The sequence below is a fragment of the Thiocapsa sp. genome (genome assembly GCF_022340925.1).
Lineage (GTDB): Bacteria > Pseudomonadota > Gammaproteobacteria > Chromatiales > Chromatiaceae > Thiocapsa.
In genome coordinates this window covers 20,835-27,133 of record NZ_JAJDNA010000041.1, presented here as the reverse complement: position 1 = coordinate 27,133, position 6,299 = coordinate 20,835, and the positions used below count along the sequence as shown (strand labels likewise).

Annotated in this window: 3 protein-coding genes; 2 read left to right on the top strand and 1 reads right to left on the bottom strand. The window is 64.7% G+C overall.

Annotated features, from left to right (window positions below; translation table 11 throughout):
• The first annotated feature begins 289 nt into the window (after window positions 1-289).
• Complete coding sequence (locus LJE61_RS05445; protein WP_296911606.1) at window positions 290-3,652, top strand: efflux RND transporter permease subunit; 3,363 nt, start codon at window positions 290-292, stop codon at window positions 3,650-3,652.
• 72 nt (window positions 3,653-3,724) lie between these two features.
• On the opposite strand, the gene ffh is transcribed toward LJE61_RS05445, so the two are convergent.
• Window positions 3,725-5,113: a signal recognition particle protein gene (ffh, locus tag LJE61_RS05440; protein ID WP_296911604.1), complete on the bottom strand. Its 1,389-nt coding sequence runs from the start codon at window positions 5,111-5,113 to the stop codon at window positions 3,725-3,727.
• A gap of 173 nt (window positions 5,114-5,286) precedes the next feature.
• On the opposite strand from ffh, the gene LJE61_RS05435 reads away from it, so the two are divergent.
• Window positions 5,287-6,102 carry a cytochrome C assembly family protein gene (locus LJE61_RS05435; protein ID WP_296911602.1) on the top strand — a complete coding sequence of 272 codons (816 nt, stop codon included), beginning with the start codon at window positions 5,287-5,289 and terminating at the stop codon, window positions 6,100-6,102.
• The last annotated feature ends 197 nt before the right edge of the window (window positions 6,103-6,299 follow it).

Sequence of the window (6,299 nt, the reverse complement as noted above, 5' to 3'; positions counted from 1 at the left end):
CGCTCGCCGACCGCCGATGAGACTGCCGGGTTTCCTGTCCCTTGTACGTTAGCAATCTATAATATCTGTGTAGGATGCCGCTCGCAGCGGTGCGGGGCTGGCTGAATCCGCCTCTCGAGTGATCAGAGTCAGGAGAACCCTGTCAGGGCTTCTCCGGATGTTCCCGCGCCACCGCAGGCCTCAGCTGCCGAGGGGGCGTCGGGCAGATGGTTGATGCCGGTCGACGCCGTTGTCGTGAGGGTGCCGCGAGCCCCTCGTGTCAGATGCGTTCAGCGGGGTAACTCCGACCATGACTCGCATCCCGCATCATCATCCCAAGCACCGCTCGCGCCGCCCGGCGGCCTATCATCTTCCCCCGCTGCAGGTGGAGCGGCCGCCCCTCGGGCTGGCCGGGACGATCGCCAACGTCTTCATCGACTCCCCTCTCACCCCGCTGCTCATGATAGCGACCCTGCTGGTCGGCATCCTGGGGCTGATCGTCACCCCGCGTCAGGAGGACCCTCAGATTTCGGTCCCCATGATCGATGTGTTCTTCGAGTACCCCGGGGCTTCGGCGGAGCAGGTTGAAAGCCTCGCCGTACGGCCCCTGGAACGCATGATGAGCGAGATCCCGGGGGTCAAGCATGTCTATTCGGCCGCCGAGCGGGAGCGCGGCATGGTCATCGTCCGCTTCGAGGTCGGCGAGCCTTTGGGTCCTTCCATCGTCAAGGTCCACGACAAGCTCCAGACCAATCTCGACAAGATCCCGCCCGGGGTCTCGATGCCGCTGGTGCAGCCCAAGACGGTGGACGACGTGCCGGTCGTCACGGTGACCCTGTGGTCACTGGAGCTCGACGACAGCGAGCTGCGCATCCTCGCCAACGACGTTCTCCAGCGCCTGGAGGAGGTCAAGGACACAGGACCGGGATTCGTGGTGGGCGGTCGCCGCCAACAGATCCGGATCGAGGTGCACCCAGAGCGTCTCGCGGGTCATGGTGTCACGCTCGACCAGGTCGCCGAAACGGTCCGCCAGGCCAACCGCGAGCGGGGCGCCGGGACTCTGGAGGCGGGCGACCAGCTGCTCAGGGTGAGCACCGGGGGGTATCTGCGAAGCGCCGACGATGTGGCCGACCTGGTGGTCGGCACCCAATTCGGCAGGCCAATCTATCTCCGGGACGTCGCCCTCGTCTATGAGGGACCGGAAGAGACCGCGCAGATGGTGACCTATCACAGCGGGCCCCAGGCGCCGGCCAGCGAGCCGCGCACCGACGGGGCCCCGGCGGTGACCGTTGCCATCGCGAAAAAGGAGGGCACCAACGGGGTACGCGTGGCCAACGACATCCTGGCCAAGGTGGACGCGTTGAAGGGAAGGCTGATCCCAGAGAATGTCCAGATCAGCGTGACCCGCAACTACGGCAAGACCGCCAACGACAAGGTCAACGAGCTGTTGTCCGCCCTGCTCGAGGCCGCCCTCATTGTGAGCGTCATCTGCTTCATCACCATTGGCACACGGCCCGCCATGGTCGTCATCATCGTCATCCCCTTGGTGATCCTGATCACGATCTGGTCGGCCTGGGCACTCAACTACACCATTGACCGGGTGAGCCTGTTCGCCCTGATCTTTTCCATCGGGATCCTGGTGGACGACGCCACCGTGGTGGTGGAGAACATCTTCCGCCGCTGGCTGCTGGAGGGCCGCACCAGCATCGACATCGCGGTGGACGCGGTCCGGGAGGTCGGCAATCCAACCATCATCGCCACCCTGACGATCCTCGCGGCGCTGCTCCCGATGGGATTCGTCAGCGGCATGATGGGTCCATACATGCGGCCGATCCCGGTGCTCGGGTCGGTGGCCATGGGATTTTCGCTGTTCGCAGCATTTGTGTTTACGCCCTGGTGCTCCTACCAGCTCCGCCCCCGACTCGAGGCGTTGAAGCGCGCCGAGGAGCGGGAGCGGAGGACACAGGAGATCATCGGCAAGATCTACCGGCCCATCGTCTCCCCCTTCATCCGCCACCGCCCCCTGGCCTGGGGCCTGCTGGGGGTCGTGGTCATCGCCTTCCTCCTCGCCTGCTCGATGTTCTACACCAAGGCGGTGACGGTCAAGATGCTGCCCTTCGACAACAAGCCGGAGCTGAACGTGGTGGTCAACCTGCCGGAGGGCACGGCGCTGCCGGTGACCGCTAACGTGACCCGGCGCCTCGCCGAGGCCCTGCGTGGGGTCCCGGAGGTAGCCGCCCTGCAGAGCTATGTCGGCACCGTCTCGCCCTTCAACTTCAACGGCATGGTGCGCCATTACTACCTGCGCGGAAAAGCCTGGGAGGGCGATATCCAGGTGATGCTGCTCGACAAACACGCGCGCGAGCGCAGCAGCCATCAGATCGCCGCGGCCGCCCGCACGCTCCTCACCCCCATCGCGCGGGATCTCGGTGCGCGCATCGCGGTGGTCGAAATGCCGCCAGGGCCGCCGGTGCTGCAGACGGTGGTCGCCGAGGTCTATGGCCCGGACGCGGAGACCCGGCGGGAAGTCGCGCGGGACCTGACGCACCTCTTCGAGCAGGTCCCGGACATCGCCGATGTGGACAACTACCTGAGCGAGCCGCATGACCGTTGGCGCTTCGAGGTCGACACCGAGAAGGCCACCCGCCGAGGTGTCACAGTGGACACCATCAACCGCAACCTGGCCATGGCGATGGGTGGGTACCAGCTCGGCGACGTCAAGCGTGAAAAGGTCCTGGAGCCCGTCAACATCGTGGTCGAGCTACCGCTCTCCCTGCGCGCTTCCACCAGCGCCCTGGGTCAGCTCCCGATCCCCGCGGCCGACGGTGCGACCGTCCCGCTGGCGGAGCTTGGCTGGTTCGAGAAGGTGCCGGAGGATTCGATCATCTACCACACGGACTTACGCCCCATGGAGTACGTCGTGGGAGAGATGTCCGGCCGACTGGGAGCACCCATCTACGGAATGCTGCGGGTCAACGAGCTGCTGACGGATTACCAGACGCCCGACGGCGTCACCCTCTCCGGGACCCTCACGGGGCCGCCGGAAGACGAGGGGGTGTCGAGCTTCGAGTGGACCGGCGAGTGGACCGTCACCTACGAGACCTTCCGGGACCTCGGCCTGGCCTTTGCCGCGGCCCTGGTACTGATCTATATCCTCCTGGTCATCGAGTTCGATGACTTCCTGATCCCGGCGACGGTGATGCTCCCCATCCCGCTGACCATCATCGGCATCGTCACCGGTCATTGGCTGCTGAACGCGGAGTTCACCGCGACCTCCATGATCGGCTTCATCGCCCTGGCCGGGATCGAGGTGCGCAACTCCATCCTTTTCGTGGACTTCGCGAAGAACGAGATGCACCGCGGCCTGCCAATCGAGGAGGCAGTGCTCAGGGCCGGTCAGATCCGCATGCGCCCCATCTGGGTAACGGACCTCACCATGATGGGCGGGGCCGCCACCATTCTGTTCGACCCCATCTTCCAGGGCATGGCGATCTCCCTGCTGTTCGGGGCCCTGACCTCGGTCACCCTGACGATGCTCACGTTGCCCCTGCGCTGCATCTCCGCCCGCAGCGCCTTCTGCAAGCAGCCGTCGAGGGAAGACGACACGGCGTCTGAGCCCGGCGGGGCTGCGCAGCCCCAGCCGCTGCAGTCCCCGAGGGGCGAATCATCCTGATCCCCGCACTGGCGCCCGCGCATCGCCCGCGCCCGCAGTGGGCAACCGAATCGCTGAGGCCTGAGCTCAACGTCACATCGGGATACCGCCGGGGGGCAGTCCGCCCGGTGGGAAACCGCCGGGCATGCGGCCCTGCATGGATCGCATCATCTTGGCCATGCCGCCGCCCTTCATCTTCTTCAGCATCTTCTGCATCTGCGTGAACTGCTTGAGCAGCCTATTCACATCCTGTACCTGCGTGCCGGAGCCGGCCGCGATCCGGCGCTTTCTGGCACCCTTGATGACCGCCGGGAAACGGCGTTCCTGAGGCGTCATGGAGTTGATAATGGCAATCAGCTTGCCCATCTCCTTGTCACTGGCCTTGTCCTTGAGATGATCCGGAATCTGGCTCATACCCGGCAGCTTCTCCATCAGACTCATCATCCCGCCCATCTTGGCCATCTGGTCGAGCTGCTCCTTGAAGTCCACAAGGTCGAACTCTCTCCCCTTCTTGAGCTTCTTGACCAGCCGCTCGGCCTTGTCCTTGTCGACTTTGGCCTGGACCTCCTCGACCAGCGAGACGACGTCGCCCATGCCGAGGATACGAGAGGCGATTCGGTCCGGGTAAAAGGGCTCGAGTGCCGTGGTCTTCTCGCCGGTCCCCAGGAATTTGATCGGTTTACCGGTGACCTGACGAATCGAGAGGGCCGCACCGCCGCGGGCGTCTCCATCGATCTTGGTCAGAACCACGCCGGTCAGCGGCAGCGCCTCGTCGAATGCCTTGGCGGTATTGGCCGCATCCTGACCCGTCATGGCATCCACGACGAACAGGGTCTCGATCGGCTTTACGGCCGCGTGCACGGCCTTGATCTCGTCCATCATGGCCGAGTCGACATGGAGGCGACCTGCGGTATCGACGATCAGCACGTCCTTGAAGTGTCTACGCGCCACCTCCAGGGCCCGCTTTGCGATCTCGATCGGGTTCTGGTCCGGAGAGCTGGGGACGATCTCCGCTCCCACCTCGGTCGCCACCGTCCTCAACTGCTCGATGGCCGCAGGGCGGTAGACGTCACAACTGACGACCACCACGGACTTGCCCTGCTTCTCCTGGAGCCAGCGGGCGAGCTTCGCCACACTCGTCGTCTTACCTGACCCCTGCAGACCCGCCATCAGGACCACCGCCGGCGGCTGTGCCGTGAGATCAAGCTGTTCATTGGCCTGCCCCATGAGCTTGACCAGCTCGTCGTTGACGATCTTGATCATCACCTGCCCCGGGGTCAGGCTCTTGGTCACGGCCTCGCCCAGTGCCTTTTCACGTACCTCCTCCACGAACTGGCGGACCACCGGGAGCGCGACATCGGCTTCCAGGAGCGCCATGCGCACCTGGCGCACCGTCTCCTTGACGTTGTCCTCGGTCAGACGCCCCTGACCGCGCAGGTTCTTGAGAACGTCGCCAAAACGGTCCTGGAGATTCTCAAACATAGGGTGGGCCTCAATCTTGGTCGGGCTTGGGCGCCCGCGAAAACGATCTGACAGAAAACGCCGACTGCATCCGGCCGGTCACGAAACATCGGAGTATAATGCGCGGCAATTGCACGCGATACGACCGCACGCCGTTTTCCGATTCAGTCCCTTGCGCCGTTCGTTTCAATGCTATGAGCCACACCCTCGTTGCCATCGCCGCCATCTTCTGCTATTCGGCCGCCACCGTCTTGATCGGCTTGCGCCTGTTCCGGGCGAACGCTGGCTGGATCCCGCCGAGGGGTCTCGCGCTGGCCGTGACATTCGTCGGGCTGCTGCTGCATAGCTGGCTCCTTTGGGACAGCATCTTCAGCCACGCCGGTCTCCATCTCAGCTTTTACAGCGCCCTGGCCTTGACCTCCTGGACCGTGATCACGTTGTTGCTGGTCTCAAGCCTTACCAAGCCGGTGGAGAACCTCGGTCTGCTGCTCTTGCCAGCCGCGGCCCTCAGCCTCCTTTTCGAGGCCATTTTCCGCGAGGTCAGCTTCATGCAACCGAGCGCCAGCTGGCCGTTGAAGATCCATGTCTTGCTGTCGATGCTCGCGTACAGCCTCCTGACCCTCGCCGCTGTTCAGGCGATACTGCTGGCGGTGCAGGATCATCACCTGCGCAGTCGTCACCCCGGCGGCTTCGTCCGTACCTTACCGCCCTTGCAGACCATGGAGAGCCTCCTGTTCGAGATGATCACGGCCGGTTTCGTCCTGCTGACGTTCGCCCTCCTCAGCGGCTTTGCCTTCCTCGAGGACATGTTCGCGCAACACCTCGTTCACAAGACGGTGCTGTCGGTGTTGGGCTGGTTGATGTTCGGGGGCCTGCTGATCGGGCGGTTTCGAAGCGGTTGGCGCGGCCGCACCGCGATTGCCTGGACGCTCGGCGGGTTCGGGGTCCTGATCCTGGCTTATTTCGGCAGCAAGGCCGTGCTGGAGCTGATCCTCGAGCGCACGGCGTAGTCAGCGACGTCCGAGTCGCGACGCAGCGTGCCCTGTCCGCCTCGACCCCGGCGATCTCGGCCGGTGCACCCGGGATGCCGACGAGCCGGCGAAACACCGGATGCCCCCGGTCAGGGCTGCACCAGGGCACCGGAGCTGCCAACCTGGCGTTCGCGAGCCGCTCCCCTGGGACCGAGCGCGGGCGCCAACCGGGTCTT